A 23,631-nucleotide genomic window follows, 5' to 3' on the forward strand; every position below is an offset into this window, starting at 1 on the left:
GTGTAACCTACTCGTTCAGTTAGCCATTGGGTGTTTAACCACTGGTGCAGCTTTGAACATCTAGGTTTTCGCATTTATCGTGAAACGCTTTCGCGTTTTTCGTGCGCCGCTTCAAAGGATAGTCAACTTAGTCTTATCAGATTTACTTGAGATGCTATGGCTTGTTAAAGTAAACAATCCAAAATTGCTTATAGATAAGCTCATCAAAGAATTAGAATCAAGACTAAATACAAATCTCTCCAAAGACGAAGACTTCCAAAAGTTCCTCCCTATAATTCAAGAAGTCTTAGCTCAGAAAAGCGAAAAGTTTAATCCACCTAAAGATAATTTTGACGAGTCATACAATGAACACCTTAGTGAGTTATCTACAATTTATCCAATATTAAGCTATCGATTAAGGGGTAAAAATAGGCTGATTAATATCAGTAAAACTGTTGCACAACTTGAAAAAGGATATTTAAATAACTTAAAAGAAGCAGGTTTAGAAGATATAAATACTCTTCAGATCACCAATTACTTGTCTTCTGAAATGAAGGAATACAATTTTAGTCAAGTTACTGAAACAATTGAATCGAACATAAAAGAAGTTTCTTCTAAGTGTGGACTGAAGACTTATTTTAAAACGAAAAAGTACCTAAATGATATTGATGAATTAATAAATGAAAATATAGATTCTGGCTTTGCTATAGCATTCGAGAAATTAGAGTCTTTTATAAAAGAGAGTAGCTTAAAAGATCAAGTTAAATGACCCAAGTTTAATTTCTACCATAGGGGGACAAAATTATTTATCAATTGACGCCTCAATTTTGCCAACAATATCTGTTAATCTAATACCTAATCCTTCAGATATGTCGGTCAAGGTAGTAAGAGTTGGCTGCCTTAAACCGCGCTCCAGATAGGAAATATAATTAACATGCAAGTCAGATAATTCAGCAAGCTTTTCTTGGGTGAGCCCTTTCTCCTTTCTCAACTCCCTTATCACATCACCAGTTGCTTTTTGTATCTGTTCACTTTTTTTCATGCCATGAAGTAAGGCATGAAGACTTTTTGAATACACACACCATAGTGTGTTTTTATTTATTCTTCATTACATTTCTAAGAATTCAGTAAAACAAAAACTTAGACCTTATGAAGACATCTCTTATGTACATCAAAAGCATTTCACTATTAGGCTTAATTCTTGTTATTGCATCTTGTGCTTCAACAACTCCACTTTCAGAAGACCAGCGAGAGGTCGTAACTGTAGAAAACCACTCATTAAGCCAAGCGGAGGCTTATACTAAATCTCTTTTATGGGTTGCTGAGACTTATAACTCCGCCAATGAGGTATTACAATTGCAAAATAAAGAGACTGGCACTTTGGTTGTTTCTGCCCTTAATACCATAACAAGGGCAGGTGGCTTGGTAAGCTTTTCTGTTTCATACAATATGACCATCGACTTTAACGAAGAACAGGTGCGGTTTACACAACGAATAGGAAGCCCACAAGACCCGTCCATAGGTGGTATTTCCTCTGCGGACGCTGAAAAGATGCATCAGCATTTTGAGTCGCTTCGAATAAGCTTGCTGGATTACCTTACAAAATCGGATGATTTTTAGAAACTCATTAACTGCCTCTAAAAAAGATACTACGAGTTCAATAGCTCGATATAATTTGCACATAGTTATACTCAGACTGCCAGCAACAAACCTATGGACTCCACTTTCTCCATATTCTCTCATTAACCATTTCAGGATTTTACTTTCTCTTCCCATACCCATCTCAAATTAGTGTGTTTTGAAATTTCCATGCTTCCGAGAGCGGTACCTGATCCCAGCTTTGACCAAGTCAGGTAAATCAATACACACCTTGCCTGATTTAGCCCTCAAAGCTTCGCTATTAGGAGAGCCATACTTTTGGTGCAAAGCAATCTGATTAGACTCCTCATCCAAGACCACTTCCAGAGATTCAAGGAATATATAGCTGTATTCAGCAGCTAATTGCTTTAGGCTGCGTGCATTGCTTATAGATATACCCAAGCATGACGCAACACTTTTAGAAGCCACAGGCCAGTATTTCTCTCTGTTTAACTTTAAAGCTTTAGAGGGTATTAATTCATCAAGCGGTAGGTTTTGTGACAGGCTTCTCAATTTTAGCCCTTCCCTCATTAACTTGATAAACCTTTCCTGGGGGTTGTTCTTCCTGTTAGTAAAGTTTTTATAGCTCAATAAGCCGATACAGGCACCGGCGCAAAAAGCTTTAACAGTTTTCAGGTCTTGATGCCATAGTTCTACTGAAACTCGATACTCTACCCTCGCAACACTGCACAGGTAATCTACACCCCTCTGAGCATATAACTCTCTATTACTATCAAACCCCAACCAATTAATTTCAAGGAGGTTGTTAAGATTATTAGTAATCGACCTTTTGGACTTGTAACCAAGTGTCCGCTGTAAAAACCTTATATCTTTTGCTTCGATTTTAAAGAACGGCCCGTAATAAAATTTCAGATTGAGGTAGAGTTCGAATACAGGGCCTCTGGTTCGATAGTCGGAAAGCATGTATTGAAGAATACCTACTGGCACAACCAGCTTATTCAATTCCCTTTTCATCCTACCATCTCTATGATATCATCCCGATGATAGAAAATCTTATTCCCCACCTTGCTGTATTTCAGCTTTCCGGAGCTTCGGTATCGCTGCAGGGTAGATTTGGAAACTCCGAGAAAGTCTATGGCCTCATCATTGGTGAGCAGCTCTTTATCCGAAGTATCAGAAGGTAGCTCCTGTAGGTGCCCCAGCTTTTCCTCCACTATCAGGGAAAGCCGTTCATCTATCAGGCTCACAAATTGGGACTTGGTAAGTATGATGAGTTCTTCCATCGGTCGGTTTCATTTAATTCGACTCAATGGTATTCAGATAAGCTCACCGGATTAAGGGAAAACTATTTTCCCATTTCCCCATTTTTTATTTCCAGCCTAAATGACCCCTTATAGTGCTTTCATCTGGATGGAGGTTTATTTCAGCATACTCTTTTTGAATGAATGTAATTATCTCCCCTGGCTTCGCATTCTCTCCTAACTCATTAATTGCTTTTTCATAAAACTGATCTGTTTGTTTGTACTTTTTCTTTCTGCCAACCTTTTTCTTTTCGACAGCTTTATCCTTCTTTCCTGACTCCTTTTCCAGTTCCTCAATAATTGGAATGAATGTGTCTTTAAATCGCTCTTGAATGCTTTCATGGTTTTCTCGCTTTATCTCTGGCAATATCATATTCAGAGATATAGCAAGTTCATTCGTGTATGACTTTTCTCCTGTTAGTATTGGCCTTACCATCTCGTTTATAACCTTCTTAGCCCACTTATTCTGTCTTGGCCAACTTTCAGCCTCACTTAACCCCTTGAAAGGAATAGTGCGGGCAAAGCTATACACTGCTTCATTTATTTGTTTATACAGCAGAAATTTTTCAGGAGGTATCATAAGAAGTTGTCCTTCATTTCATTATCGAGCGCATCCTGATCGAACTCATTTAGATATTTTTCTGTGATATTTAGAGTGGCATGACCAAGGGCTTTAGAGATGTTGTAAAGGTCCCAACCTTTCACCCTCGCTATATCCGCAAAGGAATGCCGTGCTACATGGAAGCTTATTTTCTTTTCAATTTCTGCATCCTTGGCAATCTTCTTTAAATACTTATTGGCTAAGGCATTCTTTGAGGAGATTTGATTGTAGAGCTTCCGGGCATCGGACAAGTCTTTTTTGGGATTGAGCAGATCAAAGATATATTCGGTCTTACTTATCCCTTCCCACTTTTCCAGAATAGCCACAGCCTGGTCAATCAGATATACCTTTTTAGGCTTGTCTGTTTTGCTCATTCTGTACGAGATGTACTCACCTGACCAATCATCCCATTTCAGCTGACAAACATCAGAGAACCTGATACCCGCACAATAGAAGGAAAACAAAAAAGCATCTCTCACTTTATTGATCAGCTCCTTGTCACCATACTCCAGTTCAACTATCGATTCTATTTCTTCCACAGTGAGACGCTCTCGGGATGGAGTATCTTTTTTAAAGCTCAGTTTTTCAAAAGGGTCTTTCTTAGGAGCTATGATGTCCTCATCAATAGCCTTTCTGTAAATCGACCTCATGGTTTTAAGGTTGCTGGTAATGGTCGTGGCGGAATTGCCCAGCTCTGTAGCTAAGTAGGTTTCATATTTCCGCAAATAAACCGTTGTGATATCATCGAAGTAAAGCTTCCCTTTTTGAAATTCAGATAGCTTTATGAATACTGACTTATACCTTTTACTCGTGCCGATCTTCTTTTTCTTACTGAGCTCCTCTGCATAATCTAAGCCATACTGGATGAAGTCTTTATTACTACCTTGAGCCGAGTCATCTGTAAGTATGTCCTTGATTCTGGTAGCAGAGGGCGAAACTCCTTTTAGTCTAAGCTCGAGTGAAATGGATTCACATTCTGCAAGCTTGTCGGCTATAATCTTATTTATCTTTTGAGCCTCTTTCCCATCCCCCAAAACCTTTTCTCTTTTTTCACTCCATTTACTCTTATGAATATTAATTCGGGTAGAATGATATAAAGTTTTTTTAGAATCCGCTATGCTAATGTAAATTGGGTATGAGCCATCTTTGTTTTGACGATAGGTATAGAGAATAGGCTTAATCGTAGCCATCAGGCTAAAGGTTGTGTTAAAGGTAAATTGCAGTTCAATCGAACTCAATCAAAAGCAAATATACTAAAAAGCTGCTTTTAAGTTACCTTTAAGAAGTAAATTGAAACAAGCGAGATTCAGGAAAGCTCAAAAACGTAGTCCCGGCGGGGTCACTTGAACATTCAACATTAAATGTTGAAGTGTAGCCTATTTCACATTTCGTTCGGTTTATCAGGGAGTTTCCCCATCAACCTCAAAGCCTAACATCATTCCGGCGTCCAGGTGTTCGCCGATGTGGCAGTGCATCATCCACTTTCCGGGGTTGGACATTTCAATCAGTAAATCTACCGTAGCACCCACAGGGATAATCGAAGTGTCTTTCCAAACCATGTTGGGATTTTCTACCCCGTCCATGCTCAGCACCAGGTGGCGCTGCCCGTGAATATGAAAAGGATGGTTCATGGGGTGAAAGGTATCCGGGTCGTTAAATAAGCGAAGCTTGATCACATCCCCTTTCTTGAAATCCCAGTAGATATCCATGTTCTTTTGTCCGGTTGCCGGATCCCGAAGAATCCACTCCACCTGCTTGCCGGTAGAAAGCCAGTTCATCATCGGCATGGTATCATTCCACTCGATGTGAGGCACATAAGCGGTATCCAGCTGCATGGACTGCATAATGGGAATGGGCAGGTTTTTAACCGCTACCGTCATTTCCAGCTCCTTATCCACCGGCTTATTAAAATAGGGCTCAAATTCGGCTATATCTTCTTTCACATCTTCATTTACCCGCAGGGTATTGAAGGCTTCGGTGTGGTTTTCCTCCACTTTGTTCTTCGAAACCGTAACCATTCCAAGCGTATCTTTGTGGGGATAAAATTCTCCCCTAAAATGATTGATGGCCTGAATGGAATTCAGGATGGGGTAGGTGCCCGGCTCTTCATATAGCACCTCTACAATATATCGCTCGGCCACGGCAATGGGCACGTTCTCGGTATACACCTCTTCTTCAAACTTGCTGACATCCGAGCCAACCACTTTCACCTTTGCTCCTTCGAATACCATATTAAACGTTCGGGTATTGGCCACGTTGGTGATGTAGAACCGCAGCACTTCATTTTTATCGACATTCAGCTTGTAATCCGTTTTTCCGTTTACCAGCATCACATTTCCAAAACGACCCATCAAAGCGTGAGTTGGGCTCGATTTCCCCCATGGAATCATCCCCTGATCATCGATAAGTATATCATCCAGAATCAGCATTTCTTCACGGTTCACCGGGCTGTAGTAATCCTCTTCGGGCGGGGCGACCAACATGTTTCCATACAGCCCAAGGTCCTGCTGAATGTATTCCAGCACATGCGGATGATACCAGTACACGCCGGCATCCCGGAAAAACAATTCGTAAGTAAAAGACTCACCTATCATCACCGGGTCCTGGGAAAACATGGTTCCGTCAAAGCGATAGTCGTGCCTTAGTCCATGCCAGTGAACGGTTGTCGGAAATTCGATTTGGTTGTTGAACTCTACCACTACCGTACTGTTCTGAGGAGCTTTTAACAGCGGACCGGGATATTGACCGTTATATCCGTACATCACATAGTCTTTCCCCTCCAGGGTACGACGAACAATGGATGCCTGCAGCTCAACCGTATCTCCATCGGCCAGCTCCATAATCTCTCGTGGTTTTGCAAAGGGAATATCCTCTTTAGTAAGCCCAAGTCCGGCAATTAAAGGTTCCACCGGTGGCAGCTCGTTATGCATACCCGGCAACATGGGCATTTCCATATTCATCGGAGGCATTCGCCAAACGGCTTTGGAGGTGTCCATATTCATAGCATGCCCGGCCATATTATGGTGTTCATGCTGTGCTTGAATAGAGAGGGAGGCTCCTGCAAAAAACACCAGCAGGAGGAAAAATTTAGGGTACAGCTTTTGCATTAATAATATCCGTATTTGGCACAAGGTTCCTGGGCAAAGGGTCCGTGGCCGGCCATGGTATGCATGAGTCCGCTTCGGGATAAACCACGAAAGGCAATGGGCCCAGACCACATCGAAGAATTACTTTTTGGCACTGCTTTTTCCAGTGTGATAACCACAATGTATTTATTCCAGTCTACCGTGCCGCTTGTTTCCAGATTCTTATCCAAAGAACCCAGCATCTTTACCTTATCTAAGTTGGGGGTCGTAACCCATGCCACAAAGGTTCCTTTTTTGGGCTTATTCACTTTGTTCAGTTTTATATCCAGCCGATGGCGGTATGAGCCGTCTTTGGTGATGGAAATACCGAAGGGGTTAGGGTTGAATTTCATTACCGCTTTCCCTTTTGCAAGACCGGTTCCGGGCACATTCTTTGTAGTTACCAGGTCGATGGTATAGTATTCAGAACCGACTTCTGAACATTGCAGAGGCGGAGCAATATCCGCTGCGCCGGTCCCGGCTTCAAGCTCCGGGCTCAAAGCCAAACAACCGAACATTAGGGTGATAATGAAGGTTCTTTTCCAGATCATAACGACCAACCTGTTTACTTCAACAATTTAGTTTCCTGTAGGACCTTCATCCCAGTTTTGAGCACTGGAGATATTCGGCAATCCCCAACCGCGACCATTCCAGCCCTGGAAGTCTTCCAGTTTAAATGCCCAGAATCCTGTTCCCATATCACTAACCACAATCAGGCCGTCTTCATTGCGCACATCCACACCAAAAGCTCCGTTACAGGTGTTATCTCCACACATTCCGGACTGATGTTTTCCGAGAAAGGTATCGTAATATGCTATGGTTTTAGGCTCATCGGGACTGAATAAATCCACCACCAGCAAGCCATCTTCATAACCGGATACAAATAAATACGGCCAGCGCACTTCGTGATTGTGCACCAGGTTTTCGTAATCAAAATTCCAGGAGCTTATGGGGTCACTGATATTCTGAACTTCACCGTCAAGAGCAGGTTGCAGGTCAAAAATGCGTAGCGGAGCGTGCATGTATTCTGTTTCCCCCACAATGTAGCGACCATCAGGAGACGGAGTAACCGTGTGCCCCCAAACAACTCCACTTACACCGGTCACCGAAGCCAGCAGGCTAACCGAATCCATTTCCGTCACATCAAACACAAAATAACCGCCGGCTCCACCACCGTAAAAACGATCTTGCTGACTGTCAGGATGATATCCCACATAAAAATCATGGTATCCTAAAGAAGCACCGGCTAAACGGGCAGGGGTATCCGGGTTAGGAATAGTGCCGGCAAGGATATCTTCTTCCCCTTCAACGAACTTACCCAAGTCATACACATAAGCATCATCCCCGGATGTTGTGGCAAACAAAAGCGGACGACCATCTGAATGCTTGTACATAAATATATTGTGGAAACCTCCGGGATGTTCGGCATTTCTCACATACCCCACCGTTTTTACCTTGTTCACATCCGGCAAGCCGGTTACGTCAACAACCACGGCGCCCGCATCGGTATTAGGTCCACCCTGAAAAAACTGCAGCGACTGTACCACATAATATCGGTTTTTATGTTTGAAATATTTCGGATCCATTCCACCCAGTCCAACGTGTAATTCTTCATTCGGCATTCTCCACCGATAAATAACTTCTGCTTTTTCAGGATTGGAAAGGTCGATGATATCAAAACCTTTCTCAGCTTGCATTCGGCCCACATAAGCATATGGGCGGCTTACTTCTTGTTCAATTACAATATCTGTAACGCTTAGAGGCGCTCCCAGTGGTACATGAGAAAGCACCTCAAGATTATCGCTTCGCTTTGGCAGTTCATCGTTTACCTGAGCGAAGGCTGTAAACCCGCTCACGTTTAGAAAGAGAATCACCACATAAATAAATGACTTATACATATATCCCGATTTAGCATTAATAAGAAGCTGCTAATTACGAAATACCATCGGGAAATGGAAGTGGCTTCACAAATCTTATCAAATTAAGATAGGAGCAAAAGAATCAGAGTGCTTTTTCCTTACCTCTCATCACAGCACCCAGAATAGCGGTGAATAATGCGGCTCCAATGATAGACCAAATAATTGGGAAAGGACTACCGCTGATCTCAATGGTCCAAAGTTCGGGAAGGCCCAATTCGCTGGCAATCCATTTGCCAATGATGGCACCTATAAAACCAACCCCGGCTGAGATCAGGCAGCCTCCAAAGCTATAACCGCTGATGCTTTGTCCAATTCCTCCACAAATAGCTGCGATCAGCAGTAACAATAGAAATCCAAAAAATGACATAATACTTAGGTAAGATTTTAATTTCGGTTCAGGCTTTCTGTTCTAATACTACAGCCGGCTCCAGAGGTTTCACGATTACGTGCTCGTCCACGTCAAACAAAAGCCGGTTATCCGTATGAACAATGTACTTATCTCCCTTGAAAAGTACATGGTAGGTGATGTCGTGTCCGCGAAATTCCCGTCCCACAATAATACCGCTTTCGTTACCATTCTCTTTGCACCGTTCAATGGTCAGATGCTCCGGGCGGATGGAACATAAGATCAAGCCCTCGGCTTCTTTGTTAATTTTAACCGGCCCCAGGCGGGTTTCCACATTATCAGACCCATCAGCGTGAGCACGAAAAAGGTTTGTCCGGCCTAAAAACTGGGCTACAAACTGAGTTCTGGGATGATAGTACACTTCTTCAGGGGTCCCGATTTGCTCAATCTGCCCGTTATTCATAACTGCGATTCTATCGGCAAAAGATAGTGCTTCTTCCTGATCGTGAGTAACCAGAATAGCACTCATCCCGGATTTCTTGAGAATAGCCCGAACTTCTTTTCGGGTGGTATCGCGGAGCATGGCATCGAGCCCTGAAAAAGGCTCATCCATTAAAACCAGCCGCGGCTTGGGAGCGATGGCCCGGGCAAGTGCAACCCGCTGTTGTTGTCCACCGGAAAGTTCATCAGGCATACGGTGCTTATACTTTTCCATCCCTGTTCGGCAAAGGACCTCTTCAGCTAAAACCGGCCTTTTTCTCTTCTCTATTTCCCGGAGTCCAAACGCCACATTATCCAGCGCATTCATGTGTGGAAAAAGGGCATAATCCTGAAATACAAATCCTATTTCTCTTTTCTGTGGGGATAGCCTTTTCCGGGTACTTTCCACCAACTCATTTTCGATGTGTACTTCACCGGCTTCGCATTGCTCAAAGCCTGCAATTAAGCGTAACGTTGTGGTCTTCCCACACCCGCTGGGGCCTAAAAGTGCGAATATTTCATTCTTACCAACCTCGAAACTGACATCGTTTACAACGGGCCCGCTTTGGTCGAATGATTTCGTTAATCCGGATATTTTTAACAGAGAGTTTTCCATGTAGTTGCTGAACCAAAATATCTTCATTTAGATTCAGTCTACATAAGATACGGACTAATCTGATACTTCTGAAAGTTTTGGACCGTGAATATTTGTGAAACAGGTCGGGATAATGTAAGTTTAATTCGTTTCGGGTATACCATTTACAGATAATTATCAACTAACTACTATTCTTATGAAAAAAGTAAGCATCTACACCTTATTGCTGGCAGTGGCTTTGGTGAGTTTCCAGGCATGCGGAGAAAGCGAAGAAGAGCGAAGAGCTAAAGAACAAGCACGTCTTGACTCTCTAAGACAGGTCCAGGAACAACGGATAGCCGAAATGATGCAAGCCCGGGAAGACAGTATTGCCCAGGCCCAGCAGAAACAGGAAATGATGGAAGAACAACAAGGTCCTCAGTTTGCTGAAGACGGTACTTATGCTGTTCAGGTTGGTGCTTTCCGTTCTGAAGAAGAGGCCAATGAATATAAGGCCACACTGACCAACCGTGATTATCCACACGTATATACGGTTAAAATAGGGAAGGAAGAAACCGGTGATGTGTGGTTCAGGCTGCGGGTTGGTTTTTTTGCTGAGAAAGCTGAAGCTGAAGAATTTGGAGCTGAACTGGGTAGTGAACTGAATACCGGTTATTGGGTTTCTAAAGTTCAGAGATCGGGAAGCTGATCCTGTTTTGAGCCCAAATAATTTATAGTTGTATCTCTCCCAAGCATTTGCTTAATTACAGATGCGCTCAAGTAGCGTCTCTCTTGATGAATAGTCAGCCCCACACATTAGATAAATGTGCGGGGCTATTTTTTTGCATCTTTTTTATTCCAACTTCGTAACCTTCCACTCCGAAAAACTTTCCTAATTCTACGGTTTACGTTATTATGCAGCTTCAACATCATTCACCAACCTCAATAAAAGTGGAATGAAAAATTTCAGTATTGCTACACGCCAACATGATCACGTAAGTATACTGGATATCAGTGGAGAACTTGATGCGCATACGGCTTCTCAGCTTGAGAATGCACTTAAATCGTTAATTGATGAAGAAAGCTATGCTATCATCGTCAACTGCTCCGGTCTGGATTATATAGCCAGTGCCGGTTTGGGTGTTTTTATGGCTTACATCGAAGATGTGAGGAGTTTAGGCGGCGACATCAAACTTACAAATATGAACGACCGCGTTTATAACGTATTCGACCTGTTGGGCTTTCCAACCCTGTATGATATCCTGGAAGATGAAAAAGAAGCCTTAAATAGCTTTGACAATTAAATAACCAAGAGAGTGGCTGGAAATAATAACATACAAACCCTTTCTGTTGAAGCTTCTACAGAGCATCTTGCCAAAGTGCGGGATTTTGTAGCTGCCCATGCCGAGAATATCGGACTCAGCCAAAAAGATATATCAGAAATCCGGCTGGCAGTGGATGAAGCCTACACAAATATTATTAAACACGCTTACAAAAATTCCCCCACCGAAAAAGTGAATATAGAAATTGGCTCCAACGCCAGTCAGCTATGGATTTCATTGATGGATGAGGGAAAGAGTTTTGATCCGAGCACCTACAGCGAACCGGATCTCATGCAGCGCATCAAAGAAAAGAAACGTGGCGGTATGGGAGTTTACCTGATTCGCAAACTCATGGATCAGGTACAGTATAACCGCAAAGGGCATACCAACGAAATACGTATGGTCAAAAACCTTTGACACATCGTGGATACTAAAACTTCTCTTTCGAACACTGAAGAACGACAAAGCCGCTTTGAGCTTCGCACCCTGCTGGAAACCAGCCGAATGCTCATCGAGTCGCAGGAACCGGATTTTGTTCTGAACAACCTTTTGCTGATTACCATGGGAAAACTCCTCGTTCCCAAAGGCATGATCCTTATTAACAAAGGCTCGAACCATTTTTATCTGGTAAGCAAGATTAAGGGTAAAAGTGATCTTGCAGAAGAAGATGTTGTTCAGCTTGAATTTCCCGAAGGCGAGCTGGATCGCACGGTAATTAAAGCCGAGGAATTTCCTGAAATTTCCAAAACGCTGGGACTTCCTGAGGATAGTATCTTTTTTAACCTGAGAACCACTAACCACCATTTGGGGTTTTTGTGTCTCGCGCCTAAAGGAAATAAGCAGCCACTAACAGCCAGTGAGCTGGAGTTCATAGAAAGCCTGACTATTATTTCCTCCGTAGCCATTGCCAATTCCCGGATGTTCCAGGAGCTGCGTCTTATAAACCGAAAGCTCGATCGTAAAGTACATGACCTGAATACCCTTCTGGAGCTCAGCAAAGATTTCAACATGATGGTGGACCGGGATGAAATTGCCCGAACCTTTAAGTTTGCCATGCTCGGGCAAATGTTAATCCGGACCTTCTTTTTTGTGTTAGAAATTGACGGAGAAAAATCTATCGTTTCCAGCAGCGGCTTGAAGGAGCAACCCTCTGTGAAAGAGCTGAATACTCTTTTTGAACTTGAAGATGTTTTCTATTGCGATGAAGAGCATGACTGCCCTTTTTTGGAGAAAAATGACATCAAACTGTTAATCGCCCTTCGGTTTCAGAATGAAAAAATTGGTGTTGTAGGAGTTGGCGCCCCGGCAAATAATGAACCTTATGGCAAAGAACAGGTTAACTTTTTACAGTCGTTAGGCAATCTTGCTCTGCTTACTATCCAGAAAACATTATTGCTCGAAGAGCGGATAGAAAAACAGCGAATGGAAGAGGAACTTAACCTCGCCAAAACCATTCAGCAAGGGCTCCTTCCTTCGCCAATTCCAACCATTGAAGGTTTTGATTTAGAGGCCACCAATATTTCCTCCCGTCAGGTAGGGGGCGATTATTTTGATGTGCTTGAAACTCCGGATAACGGACATATACTCGCCATTGCGGATGTGACCGGGAAAGGAGTACCGGCTTCGTTGTTGATGGCCAATCTGCAGTCGATGTTACATGCCTTAGCTCCTATCGACATTACGCTGGCTGAGGCTACAGGAAGTATAAATGACATCATTCATAAGAATACTCCGGCTGATAAATTCATTACTTTTTTCTGGGGAAAAATATCGGCAGATGGCAGGCAATTCAATTATGTGAACGCCGGGCATAACAACCCGATGCTATTCAAAAAAGGCAGCAAAGAACCGATAGAACTTGATGCCGGCGGGGTAATTTTAGGCGCTATGCCTTCTATGATGCCTTATGATTCTGCCTCCATTAACCTGGAAGCCGGCGACACACTGATTTTTTATACCGATGGTGTAACCGAAGCGATGAACCCTGAGCAAACCGAAGAATACGAGGAAGAAAGGCTTATCCGGTGTATTCAATCCCATCTTGAAAAATCATCGGACGAAATAATGAATGCCGTTATTGATGATATCATGGACTTTTCGGATGGCATCCAGTACGACGACATCACTATACTGGTACTAAAGGTCAATTAAAGGTTTTAAAACCTAAAACCCCGGTTCCTGTTGCAGTCTTCTCTCTGTTATGCGCCAGTATGGTCTGATAGGTACTATATCGATTCATAATTTCATTCACATACCTCACCGTTTCTATACCCCGGCAAAATCCATATCGGGCATTTTGATAGTACTTGCGCTGCATCAGCTTTAACAGAGATTCTGATACATCTTCCCATTTATTAGGATCTTTGTTATGATCAATAGTGAGCCGTCGGGCATCAGCCAGGTGACCGGAGCCGGCATTATACGCAGCCAATGCAAAAGACCATTTATTCGTGGAATCCATATAGGCATAATGGTCAAGATGAGAAGCCAAAATTTTAGCACCTTCCCGAATATTCACTTCCGGGATGTACAGTGAATCGGATGAAATTTCTGAAAACCTTGGCAAAACCTGCATAATTCCAACGGCCCCTGCCCAACTCACCGAGCTTGGATTAAACTTCGATTCCTGCGCAGCTATAGCAGTAAGCATCACCCAATCTACATCCATTTCATCGGCAACCTCACGAATCATGTTATCATATGGAGAAATGGTACCGTACTGCTCTCCCCGGTAATTGGGGCTGTAATAATCAGCAATTTGGTTCCCCGACTGAAAGTATTTTTTCCGTAATACATTTAGAAATGCAGAACGTTTGGGGACCCCATCCTCATCAAAACGAAAATGCTTGTAGAGAAAGCGATTTAGTTGGTACTCAAGGTCGGGGGCATTTTTACGGACTGCCCATGCAATGGTATCACTTTCGGCTATAAGAGGCCCTTTAACCAGTCCGTTCATGTATTTATCGGCTGCATCAAAAATATTATCATCGGCAACGGTAGCTTCATACGTACCATCTGCCACTTGAAATAGTACAGACTCGGTGTCCATATCTTCCGGAATAATATTGATGTTCACCGGGAATCCTTCATCCTTTAACTCTTTTAATCGGACGTAGTACGAACTGTTTCTGCGCACGCTGATGGGAATCTCCTCCATATCAGATATGCTTTCAGGCTTAAAACCCAGGTCATCAGAAATGACAATCAGCTGATCAACCATATTATACGGACGTGTAAACTCTACTACTTGCTTTCTTTCGGGAGTGATGGTGTAATTGGCCGCTATAATATCACCACGACCACTATTGAGCAGATCATAAGGACTTTCATCGGGACCGGTAATCACAACCTCAAGGGCAAGGTCATTTTCTTTAGTGAAGGCTTTCAGCAGCTCATATTCAAACCCCACCTGAATTCCTTTATATAGAAAATAGGAGCCTGAACTGTAACTGGTAACCATACGGAGTACGCCATTCCTTTTAATCTCTGCAAAGTCTCTCTCAATAGGTTCACTTACAGAAACAGGAAGCGTTTCGCTGTTCTCGGGTGTGTCTGAAGATTGTGAACAGCTTAATAAAAGCATCGCTCCACAACCGGTGAGGAGCAAATACTTAGACACTCCAATAATGTTGTCTCTTTCAAATAGCATTAAGTGATGTTGTTTTCATTATTGTTTGAAATCAATTCTATAATGAAGTCACAATTCCATCTGCCGGAAGTAATAATACGCCTATTTAAGCTGAATTCCTGAATTCTTAGTAATGTCTAATCTAATTCAGCATTTCTAACGCTGAAATAACCGAAAAGGTTCACGAAATACCCTTCACCCCTGATTTGTATAGACTTACCGGCATTCTATATATCAAATAGAGACAAAATCTATTTCATATTGGGTAATATGAAGGGAGCAGCCCGGGTTATTCTTCGATCTCTCTCTTATGTTTTGGCTTCTTTTTCCAGGTAAGCACCACTCCGACTAAGGTCACAAATATAGCTACAAAGGAAAGAATAGCCGGGAGTTCTCCGAGGATAAAAAACGCAAGAACGGTCGCAAATACGGGCTCCGTCAAAATTAAGGTAGAAAGTAAGGTCGGTGAAACAAATTTGACGGCATAGTTAAGGGAACCGTGACCCATCAGCTGTGGGCCAATAGCTAACCCAAGCCCTACCCAAATCACAACCGGGGATATGTGCTCCGGAATTCCCTCCACAATCAGCATAATGGTAACACAAGTTGCTGCAGCATAACCATAAACGGGAAATACATATCCAAGCCAGGATCGGTTTTGTCGGATTTTTCTTCCGATCAGAAAATAAACAGCAAAGATGGCCGCTGCCCCGAAAGCCATCCCATTACCAAGCAAGGGATTAGCGAAAGTTGACTCTGTATTATAATCAGAGATTCCCAGTAGAACGGATCCTGCAAAAGCAATAAACACTCCAATCCAAACGGTGGGAGCAAACTCCATCTTATATAATATTCGTTCGGCAACGATCAGCATAATGGGGTGAATGGTAACCAGCACCGAAGCTGAAGCTACCGATGTGTAGTAAAGTGAGCTGATCCAAAGTATGAAGTGCAGTCCTAACGCAATACCGGCAAAGGCCATCCATTTGGTTTCATTACCCGCCGGCTTCACATCGTATTTATCGCTCTTTTTTTGATAGATGTAAAAGGGGAGCAGCATCAGAAAAGCACCTACCGTACGTATGGACACCAGCAAAAGAGCCGAGTGTTCGGTGGCAAACTTCACTAAAATAGGGGCAAAACCAAAGGTGGTGAGCCCAACTATAAGAATCAGATAAACTTTAGCTTTTGAATAATCCTGGCTCAAAATACTCCTATCGGATTCGGTCCATTGAGCGGACTAACTCCTCATCTTTTTTGATAAAACGAAGTGCTAAAACCTGAAACAGGAGTCCTGCAATTACAAGCCCGGTTCCAAGCGCCTCATCCCAAAGGTAGGTTCCGATTCCTCCCAGCGAAAATAAAACACCCACACAAAACCCAAGCCCGATTACCTGCAACAGCGCCGCTCTTTTCACCCAAGTTATCTGATTTTTCCGGTTATTATAGAGGAAGATGGAAAAGACGTTTATGATTAAAGCCACTAACAACGAACTTGCCAGGCCAATACCAATCCAGAGCTGGGGATCGTTCATGGCTTTCTCGTAAATGGGGGTAAAGTAAACCGAAAGGTTAAGCATGGATGCCAGTGCCAGAAATACCGTTTGTAATCGTTGTATCACAGAATGTTGTTTTTAATTTTTCCTCTAAGATAAAAGTTTTCGCAAACAAAAAAGCCCACCATCCTTTAAAAAAGATGACGGGCTTTTACGGCTCATTCTTGAATTTTAACCAACTGAAGGTTCTAAAGCAGCTTTGCCTTTAGATTCGCCGTTCAGCTCACTTTGGTCTTTAATAATACCGGGCTCGGTTGTTCCGAACATAATGGTATTTATTTTTCTTCTGCCCCGTTCAATTACACTGTAAAGTACCGGAACAAGAATCAGCGTTAAGGCTGTAGCGAAAATCAAACCAACAATAACAGCGATTGCCATAGGCCCCCACCATGCAGCTTGTTCACCTCCCCAGAAAATGTATTCACTGAGGTTTGAAAAGAAGGTAATCGGGCTGCCAACTAAGGTTATGAAGTCAAAGTTGAAACCTATTGCCAGCGGCACCAAACCAAGGGTTGTGGTGATGGCCGTTAAGATTACCGGCCGGAAACGAACTTTTCCACCCTCAATCAAGGCGCTGCGCAGGTCCATACCGTCCCGGGTTCGCAAAATATCTACGTAGTCAATAAGTACAATGGCGTTATTCACTACTACCCCGGCCAGCGAAATAATCCCGAGTATGGCCATCAGTCCAAGCGCCATCTGGAAGGTCACCAATCCATAGAATACACCGGCTGTTGACATAATCACGGAACTGAGGATGATGACTGGCTTGGCTACCGAGTTAAATTGTGAAACCAGGATGAATGCAATAAGGAATAAAGCTATGAGAAAGGCTTTACCCAGGAACTCAAACGACTCCTGTTGATCCTGCTGCTGGCCTGTCCATTCGTACGAGTAGCCGCCGGGTAATCCATCCAGATAATCCTGTAAGAGCACCTGAGCTTCAGCCAACACGGCATTTGACTGGTAACCGGAACGAACATCTGCGCTCACGGTAATAACCCGCTCCGATTCTTTATGTCGAATTCCTCCAAAGCCGTCTCCAACTTCCCAGGTTGCTACTTCTGAAAGAGGTACCTGCACTCCTTCATGGAAAATAGTCAGATCTGAAAGCGTGCTGAGATCGTCTCTGTATTCATCCGAGAGACGCACTATGATTTCGTATTCTTCTTTTCCATCCCGGAACTTCGAAGCCTCTACTCCGTTGATAGCCTGCCGCACCGTCATCCCAACTTCATTGGTATTCAGATCAAATAATGCTGCTTTTTCACGATCTACATCAACCTTAACTTCCGGTCTGGCTTCCGGTAAATCAGTTTCAAGTCCATCCAGTTTGGCGAAGATAGAGTCTTCTTCCATAATCTCCAGAACGCGATTGGAAATGCGCGTCAGCTGATCCATTTGAGGACCGGAAATTTCGAGGTTAATCGGAGGCCCGGTAGGTGGACCGTCCTGCGGTTTTTCTACGGTGATTTTAGCACCGGCAACCAATCCGGAAAGATCATTCCGCATGTATTCCATCGCTTCAAACACGCCTTTCTGGCGTTCCTCATAATCCACAAAATTGATGGCTACCGTTCCGAGGTGGGTCGAATTCCCTCCCGAAGCGGCCGGATCGCTTGTAATCGCTGCACCCGAAGTAGCCAGAATGGTATTATAATCTACGTTGTAAGGCATCTGCTCAACTCGAGCGGCTACTTTATCCACCACACTTTTGGTGAACTCCACATCCGAACCAATGGGAGTTTCAATTTGCACGTAGATGTCTCTCGGCGGAATGTCTTCCGGGAAGAATTCTGATCCCGGGAAAAACGCTCCAAACACAATGAAGCTGGAAACCAATACAGCTACCGAAATTCCAATGGTTGAAAGGCGATGGTTTAATGCCCACTCCAGTGTGTCTTCATATTTATCGAGCACTCTGTTCAGGCCTTTGAGTTGCCACCAGTTTCCAACCGGTTCCAGAAAGTATTTGTTAATAGCCCAAAGTATCACCCCAAGAATGATGAGCATCGTCCAGGTAACAAAACTTGATATAACCAGTAGTAGCCCTATAACACCTAAAAAGCCATAAAGAATTCGCTTCCCTTTTTTAGTCATCACTGCCTTACCCTGTTCGGTATCTACCCGCATGAATAAAGCACAGATAACCGGGTTGATAATCAACCCAACAAACAACGAACTACCCAAGGTGATAATCAAAGTTTTGGGGAGGTATCCCATAAATTCACCGACAATACCCGGCCAGAAAATCATAGGAGCAAAAGCCGCGATGGTGGTTGTAGTTCCTGTAATAATGGGCAATGCTACCTCACCGGTTCCTTTCTTGGCAGCCTCAAAGTTATCAAAGCCTTCCTCCAGGTAGCGGTAAATATTTTCCACCACCACAATGGCATTATCCACTAACATCCCCAGTGCCAGAATCAGAGAGAACAGCACAATCATGTTCATGGTAATTCCAAGTGCGCTCAATACGATGAACGACAAGAACATGGAGAGCGGAATAGAGATGCCTACAAACGAAGCGTTTCTCACCCCAAGGAAGAACAGCAACACACCCACTACCAGGATCAAACCCGAGATGATGTTATTCTCAAGGTTGGCTACCATACTAACCACATCTTTACTCTGGTCGTTGGTGATTTTATACACCGTACTTGGCGGCAGAGCCGGTAATGCTTCTTCCAGAATAGCTTTCACTTCGGTGGAAGTATCCAGAATATTTTGGCCGGTTCTTTTCTTAATGCCAAGCGTTATTACCGGAGATCCGTCGAGGGTGGAATAGGTTTCCCGCTCCTTATACCCGAAAGTAACATCGGCTACATCCCGAATATAAACCGGCTTGTCATCATCAGCTTTAACAACAATGTCTTCAAGCGGAGCCGTCGTTTCGTACTGCCCCGGAACACGCAATAAGAAGTTTTTAGTCCCTACGGTAATATCTCCGCCGGGCACCGTTACATTCTCCTGTTGTATGGCCGCGATAATATCGGTGAAGCTGAGATTGTAATACTTCATTTTGGGGAGATCTACATCTACCTGAACTTCACGCTCGAGCCCACCCGTTAAATCAACTCCTAAAACGGAAGGGACGGCTTCAATGTCTTCCTGTAAATCTTCGGCAATTTCTTTAAGGATGTCGAGACTGTAATCGCCCGACAGGTTTACCTGCATAATGGGGAACTCGGAGAGGTTTACCTCCTGAATAGTCGGGTCTTCGGCATCTTCCGGCAGCTCCGGTTTTGCCAAATCCACTTTTTCCCTCACTTTTTGCAGGGCTTCATCAATATCAATCCCGGTATTGAACTCCAGGTTGATATTTGAATACCCTTCCGAAGATGTGGACGTCATGGTTTTAACATCACTGATGTTACTCAGTTCATCCTCAAGCTTTCGGGTAATCAGGCTTTCCATATCCTCGGGAGACACCCCGGGATAGATCGTTACCACAAAAATATTCGGAACTGTAATGTTCGGGAAAGATTCTTTAGGAATGGTGATGTAAGACACAATCCCCAACACGGCCACCAGCATTATCAATACCAACACGCTAATGCGGTTGTTTACCGAAAAGGATGATAACCAAAATTCTTTGCGGTTCGAGCTGTCCGGTATCGACCTTTCAACTCCGGCACCATTTGTTATATCGTCGGTACTCATCGTACTATTTCTCCAAAATCGTTTTTAAAATCATTAATTGGATGCAAGATCACTATTTCGGGCTTCTACAATATTTAGTCTCACACCATCATTAAGAAAGGCAGACCCAATCGTAATTAACTCTTCACCGGGCTGAAGTCCGTTTCTGATAATAACATCTGACCGGTAAGAAGGGCCTAACTCCACAATCCGTCGCTCAGCAACAGGGGCACCGGATTCATTTTCTGCCTTCACATAAGTGATGTACCCTTCATCTTCTTTGTAAATGAACTCTTCACTAACAATCAGCACATTTTCTTCCATCAGCGTATTCAGGCGAAGGTTGGCAATCATATCCACCTTGTAGCTTTTTTGCTGAACCGGAAGCAATACTTCAATTCGAAATGTGCGGCTTTGCGGGTCGATGCTGTTCCCTACAAAAGAAATTTCTCCCTGAAGGGTATCTGCATTCTGCGTATCGAACCATACTTCAACATCATCGCCAGACTGAACCACATCTGCATAGCGTGCAGGTACGCCGGCCGTCACGATGTATGTATTGGTTCCGATTAACCTCACCACAGGCATTCCCGGACTTGCCATTTCGCCTTCCTCCAGCATGTACTGCTCTACCGTGCCTGCAAAAGGAGCGGAAATAGTGGTGTTTTCCAGATCTACTTTAATCGACTCCAATGCCGACTTATTTTGCTGGTAATTGAACTTCGCATTCAAAACGTCAATTTCAGAGCCAATTTCACTTTCCTCATACACCCGCTGCAGACGCTCATAATTCTCTCTGGCTTGTTCAGTTGCTGCTTCCAGACGGGCTTTTTCCTGCTTCAATTTGGAATCATCAATCTGAAGAATGGTTTGTCCTTTCTTAACCATGGCACCTTCCGGAACCGACTGCTCCATCAACCGACCTGCAACTTCAGCAGATATCATGATGTCGTTTTTAGTTTCTACATTTCCCACTACCCGAAGCTGGCTTCTGAATGTCTCGGGTTGAAGCGTTCTTGTTTCTACGTTCACCATTTTCCCAACAACTTCGTCATTGGCAACTTCCGGAGTTTCTCCCGAACAGGCAGTAATAATGGCTGCAAAAACAGTTATTAAAATCAGATTAAATTTTTTCATTTCGATTGAGTTCGTGTCTTTATTGTTAAAAATCATTCTACTTCCATTTCTATGGTATCTACAAAAGGCACCTGTCCGGTTGCCAGGTCGTATTGGGCTTTGGCGCTCAGGTATTCAAAAACCATCAGCGCATAATTTACTTCAGCCTGCCGAACCTGAACCTCTGCATCGGTAACTTCAATTTGAGAACCGATTCCGTTTTCCAGCCTTGACAGCGCACGCTGATATCCTTCTTCCGCTTGCTCGAGCGCTTGTTTTCGAGCTTCCGCTGTCTCAAAGCTTTTATTCAACTCCTCAGCCGCTGAAGCAACTTCGTTTTCAGCAGACAGCTCGGCTGCACGAATTTGCTCTTCAATATCCTTCCGGGAAATTTGGGCACGCTGAACATCTGCCATTCTCTTAAAGCCTTCAAATATGGGCAGGCTTACATTAATCCCAAGTGTTTGAAATCTCGTGTTGTTTTCGAAGAAGGTGGGACCGCCCGGTTCGGCTGCGCTCCATTGCAAGTTATAGGATGCTGTGATGGTTGGCAGAAACCGACTCTTTACCGCCTGAATTTCTTTTTCATTCAGGTTTAATCGTGCATCCAAAATGCGCAGGTCGCCCCGCTCATCCATAAATGAGCTCATGGTTTCTTCCCTCTGGTAAACAAAGGGGTTCATCTGGTCGACTCTTTTGATCTGGGCATTCTCCTCAGCACCGGCATCTTCCGATACGATATCAAAAGCATTTAAATTTCCTTTCACTTCAAAATCAACCTGTAAAGGCAATCCCAGCGCCACCTTCAGGCCCCGGTAAGCTTCGTCAACTGCATACTGAGCCTCGATTAATTGCGGTCGCTGATTGCTGAGCTGCACTTCCAGCTGAAGTACGGCGTATTCGTCAACCAATCCGGCCTGCTGGCGGGCGCGATTTTCTTTCAGGTTCTGCTCAATTCGCTTGATCTGAGCTTCCTGCAAACGCAGCTGCTCTTTAGCCACCAACACCTGGTAGTAAGCTACCCTTGCCTGTGTTATAATCTGCTGGGTGGTTGCGCGCAGATTTTCCTGCTGAACGGTCTTGAAAATTTCTGAAGTTGATAATCCTACAAAAACCTCCCCCCGGAAAATGTTTTGGGTTACCGTAAATCCGCCCTGCCAGTTATTATCAGTACCGAATGCAACCGGCACCAGTTCATCGGGATCTGCATTTTGATCAAATATGATAGCGGGAATAAAGTTTACGGGAACTTCAAAATTCCGGGTGTAGCTCATGCTTGAAGAAATGTTGGGGTACACTTCGCTGTAGGCAATATCAACGAGTTCATCCGCATCTTTTACGGAAAGCAGTGCCCGGCTTATCTGTGGATTATTGGCTACGGCCACTTTGATGGCATCCTCCAGACTTAGTTCGGCATCAGCAAATAGTGAGTCGCCTTTTACCTGTCCAAATGCCGTTGATTGTAAGAGCAAAAGCAATCCTGTTACGAGGAAAGTAAATCTCATGGGTGAGTGAGTTGTCATTTGTTTAAGTGGTTCTGAAAATTGGTTCAAAAAAAGCGGTGGCTTCTACGGTTCTATTTAGATTCTGTTTCAAAAATTGACTTCGAGTCAATGTCTTTTTTACTCTCATCCGTTGCGATTCCACAACCAATGAGTTTCATGTAGCCTTCAAACAAAGAATTCATCTCTACCTTGTTCTTTTCCAAGAGATGAAAATGCGGGGTGTTCTGGTGTAAATAAGCCAGGTTCACCATTCCGTGGGAGGTACTCCACAAAAGAATGGCCAGCTCTTTGGCATCATACGAATCGTTGATGGATCCGTCTTGCATACCAATCTGAATAGCGCGAACCATGCTTGTAAAAGAAGTGTCCATATTGGATTGGCACATTTCTATATACTCACTTTCTCCAAGCTGATCGGTGTCCTTCAGATTATCAAAAAAGCGCATGGAACGGAAAAACTCCGGATGGGAGCGTACAAAATTCAGAAAGGTTGCCCCGATGGTATATACAATCTCAATACCGGGAAGATCTCGTGTTAACACATCCGAAATCTGCTTGGAGAGCATATTGGTAGCTTTATTACAGATACCCAGCACCAGATCATTCTTATTCTTGAAATAATGGTACAACGACCCTTTGCTAACCTCTGCCCGCTCAGCAACTTCATCCATATTAAGGTGATCGAGTCCCTTCTCGAGAATCAACTCCTCGGCCGACTCCAGGATAAGCACCTTCTTTTGTTCTTTCTCGCGCTCTTTGCGCTCCGATGTTCCCATATATTGACTTTAAGTCATTTTTTGAATTGAGGTCACAAAACTACTGACATTCTGATTTAGTTCCTAACTTTTTCAGATAAAAATTTATGACTATGAATTCACTATAAATGTCTTACTTGGCTGCTTTAAACTTCGACCTCTTTTGCTTTTCCTTCATAAGGAGAA

23 protein-coding genes are annotated in these 23,631 nt (G+C 43.6%); 6 read left to right on the plus strand and 17 right to left on the minus strand.

The window, feature by feature from the left end:
• Positions 1–79 precede the first annotated feature (79 nt).
• The gene (locus ABFW99_RS02580) at positions 80–748 is read left to right on the plus strand and encodes a hypothetical protein (protein ID WP_440707413.1); all 669 of its coding nucleotides are present in this window, start codon (positions 80–82) and stop codon (positions 746–748) included.
• A 33-nt stretch (positions 749–781) separates the two neighbouring features.
• Here ABFW99_RS02580 and ABFW99_RS02585 read toward each other — a convergent pair whose 3' ends face one another.
• Positions 782–1,021 carry a helix-turn-helix domain-containing protein gene (locus tag ABFW99_RS02585; protein ID WP_349354022.1) on the minus strand — a complete coding sequence of 80 codons (240 nt, stop codon included), beginning with the start codon at positions 1,019–1,021 and terminating at the stop codon, positions 782–784.
• A 107-nt stretch (positions 1,022–1,128) separates the two neighbouring features.
• Between ABFW99_RS02585 and ABFW99_RS02590 the strand changes: the two genes are divergently transcribed.
• Positions 1,129–1,599, plus strand: coding sequence for a DUF4468 domain-containing protein (locus tag ABFW99_RS02590; RefSeq protein ID WP_349354021.1), 471 nt, complete (start codon positions 1,129–1,131; stop codon positions 1,597–1,599).
• Between the two features lie 168 nt (positions 1,600–1,767).
• Here ABFW99_RS02590 and ABFW99_RS02595 read toward each other — a convergent pair whose 3' ends face one another.
• The 9 genes from ABFW99_RS02595 to ABFW99_RS02635 all read right to left on the minus strand — a co-directional run bounded on the left by ABFW99_RS02595 (position 1,768) and on the right by ABFW99_RS02635 (position 9,993).
• Complete coding sequence (locus ABFW99_RS02595) at positions 1,768–2,580, minus strand: hypothetical protein (RefSeq protein ID WP_349354020.1); 813 nt, start codon at positions 2,578–2,580, stop codon at positions 1,768–1,770.
• 8 nt (positions 2,581–2,588) lie between these two features.
• Positions 2,589–2,861: a helix-turn-helix domain-containing protein gene (locus ABFW99_RS02600; RefSeq protein ID WP_349354019.1), complete on the minus strand. Its 273-nt coding sequence runs from the start codon at positions 2,859–2,861 to the stop codon at positions 2,589–2,591.
• Between the two features lie 85 nt (positions 2,862–2,946).
• The gene (locus ABFW99_RS02605; RefSeq protein WP_349354018.1) at positions 2,947–3,459 is read right to left on the minus strand and encodes a hypothetical protein; all 513 of its coding nucleotides are present in this window, start codon (positions 3,457–3,459) and stop codon (positions 2,947–2,949) included.
• Positions 3,456–4,670 carry a site-specific integrase gene (locus ABFW99_RS02610; RefSeq protein WP_349354017.1) on the minus strand — a complete coding sequence of 405 codons (1,215 nt, stop codon included), beginning with the start codon at positions 4,668–4,670 and terminating at the stop codon, positions 3,456–3,458. Before ABFW99_RS02610 ends, ABFW99_RS02605 begins: the two co-directional genes overlap by 4 nt.
• 210 nt (positions 4,671–4,880) lie before the next feature.
• Positions 4,881–6,587, minus strand: a complete 1,707-nt coding sequence (locus ABFW99_RS02615; protein WP_349354016.1) for a multicopper oxidase family protein — start codon at positions 6,585–6,587, stop codon at positions 4,881–4,883.
• Positions 6,587–7,156, minus strand: coding sequence for a hypothetical protein (locus ABFW99_RS02620; RefSeq protein ID WP_349354015.1), 570 nt, complete (start codon positions 7,154–7,156; stop codon positions 6,587–6,589). Before ABFW99_RS02620 ends, ABFW99_RS02615 begins: the two co-directional genes overlap by 1 nt.
• A gap of 27 nt (positions 7,157–7,183) precedes the next feature.
• Complete coding sequence (locus tag ABFW99_RS02625; protein ID WP_349354014.1) at positions 7,184–8,503, minus strand: LVIVD repeat-containing protein; 1,320 nt, start codon at positions 8,501–8,503, stop codon at positions 7,184–7,186.
• A gap of 103 nt (positions 8,504–8,606) precedes the next feature.
• Positions 8,607–8,891 carry a GlsB/YeaQ/YmgE family stress response membrane protein gene (locus ABFW99_RS02630; RefSeq protein ID WP_349354013.1) on the minus strand — a complete coding sequence of 95 codons (285 nt, stop codon included), beginning with the start codon at positions 8,889–8,891 and terminating at the stop codon, positions 8,607–8,609.
• Between the two features lie 28 nt (positions 8,892–8,919).
• Positions 8,920–9,993 carry an ABC transporter ATP-binding protein gene (locus tag ABFW99_RS02635; protein WP_440707414.1) on the minus strand — a complete coding sequence of 358 codons (1,074 nt, stop codon included), beginning with the start codon at positions 9,991–9,993 and terminating at the stop codon, positions 8,920–8,922.
• 148 nt (positions 9,994–10,141) lie between these two features.
• On the opposite strand from ABFW99_RS02635, the gene ABFW99_RS02640 reads away from it, so the two are divergent.
• The 4 genes from ABFW99_RS02640 to ABFW99_RS02655 all read left to right on the plus strand — a co-directional run bounded on the left by ABFW99_RS02640 (position 10,142) and on the right by ABFW99_RS02655 (position 13,397).
• Positions 10,142–10,633 carry an SPOR domain-containing protein gene (locus ABFW99_RS02640; protein ID WP_349354012.1) on the plus strand — a complete coding sequence of 164 codons (492 nt, stop codon included), beginning with the start codon at positions 10,142–10,144 and terminating at the stop codon, positions 10,631–10,633.
• Positions 10,634–10,880: 247 nt separating this feature from the next.
• Positions 10,881–11,228 carry an STAS domain-containing protein gene (locus tag ABFW99_RS02645; protein WP_349354011.1) on the plus strand — a complete coding sequence of 116 codons (348 nt, stop codon included), beginning with the start codon at positions 10,881–10,883 and terminating at the stop codon, positions 11,226–11,228.
• A gap of 12 nt (positions 11,229–11,240) precedes the next feature.
• Positions 11,241–11,663 (plus strand): ATP-binding protein, encoded by a 423-nt coding sequence (locus ABFW99_RS02650; RefSeq protein ID WP_349354010.1) that lies wholly within the window; start codon positions 11,241–11,243, stop codon positions 11,661–11,663.
• 6 nt (positions 11,664–11,669) lie between these two features.
• Positions 11,670–13,397, plus strand: coding sequence for a GAF domain-containing SpoIIE family protein phosphatase (locus tag ABFW99_RS02655; protein WP_349354009.1), 1,728 nt, complete (start codon positions 11,670–11,672; stop codon positions 13,395–13,397).
• Here ABFW99_RS02655 and ABFW99_RS02660 read toward each other — a convergent pair.
• From ABFW99_RS02660 to ABFW99_RS02690, 7 genes are all read right to left on the minus strand, one after another.
• Positions 13,390–14,895: a transglycosylase SLT domain-containing protein gene (locus ABFW99_RS02660; RefSeq protein ID WP_349354008.1), complete on the minus strand. Its 1,506-nt coding sequence runs from the start codon at positions 14,893–14,895 to the stop codon at positions 13,390–13,392. The two genes, ABFW99_RS02655 and ABFW99_RS02660, sit on opposite strands and share 8 nt — an antisense overlap.
• Before the next feature lie 268 nt (positions 14,896–15,163).
• A complete protein-coding gene (locus ABFW99_RS02665; RefSeq protein WP_349354007.1) occupies positions 15,164–16,081 on the minus strand; it encodes a DMT family transporter in 918 nt (305 codons plus the stop codon).
• Positions 16,082–16,088: 7 nt separating this feature from the next.
• Positions 16,089–16,496, minus strand: coding sequence for a DUF4293 family protein (locus ABFW99_RS02670; RefSeq protein ID WP_349354006.1), 408 nt, complete (start codon positions 16,494–16,496; stop codon positions 16,089–16,091).
• A gap of 105 nt (positions 16,497–16,601) precedes the next feature.
• Positions 16,602–20,090, minus strand: coding sequence for an efflux RND transporter permease subunit (locus tag ABFW99_RS02675; RefSeq protein WP_349354005.1), 3,489 nt, complete (start codon positions 20,088–20,090; stop codon positions 16,602–16,604).
• Positions 20,091–20,123: 33 nt separating this feature from the next.
• Complete coding sequence (locus ABFW99_RS02680) at positions 20,124–21,206, minus strand: efflux RND transporter periplasmic adaptor subunit (RefSeq protein WP_349354004.1); 1,083 nt, start codon at positions 21,204–21,206, stop codon at positions 20,124–20,126.
• A 32-nt stretch (positions 21,207–21,238) separates the two neighbouring features.
• Positions 21,239–22,690, minus strand: a complete 1,452-nt coding sequence (locus ABFW99_RS02685) for a TolC family protein (RefSeq protein WP_349354003.1) — start codon at positions 22,688–22,690, stop codon at positions 21,239–21,241.
• A gap of 71 nt (positions 22,691–22,761) precedes the next feature.
• Positions 22,762–23,466, minus strand: a complete 705-nt coding sequence (locus ABFW99_RS02690) for a TetR/AcrR family transcriptional regulator (RefSeq protein ID WP_349354002.1) — start codon at positions 23,464–23,466, stop codon at positions 22,762–22,764.
• Between the last annotated feature and the right edge of the window lie 165 nt (positions 23,467–23,631).

Origin of the sequence: Gracilimonas sp. BCB1, from assembly GCF_040117685.2 — a bacterium.
Taxonomy (GTDB): Bacteria; Bacteroidota; Rhodothermia; order Balneolales; family Balneolaceae; genus Gracilimonas.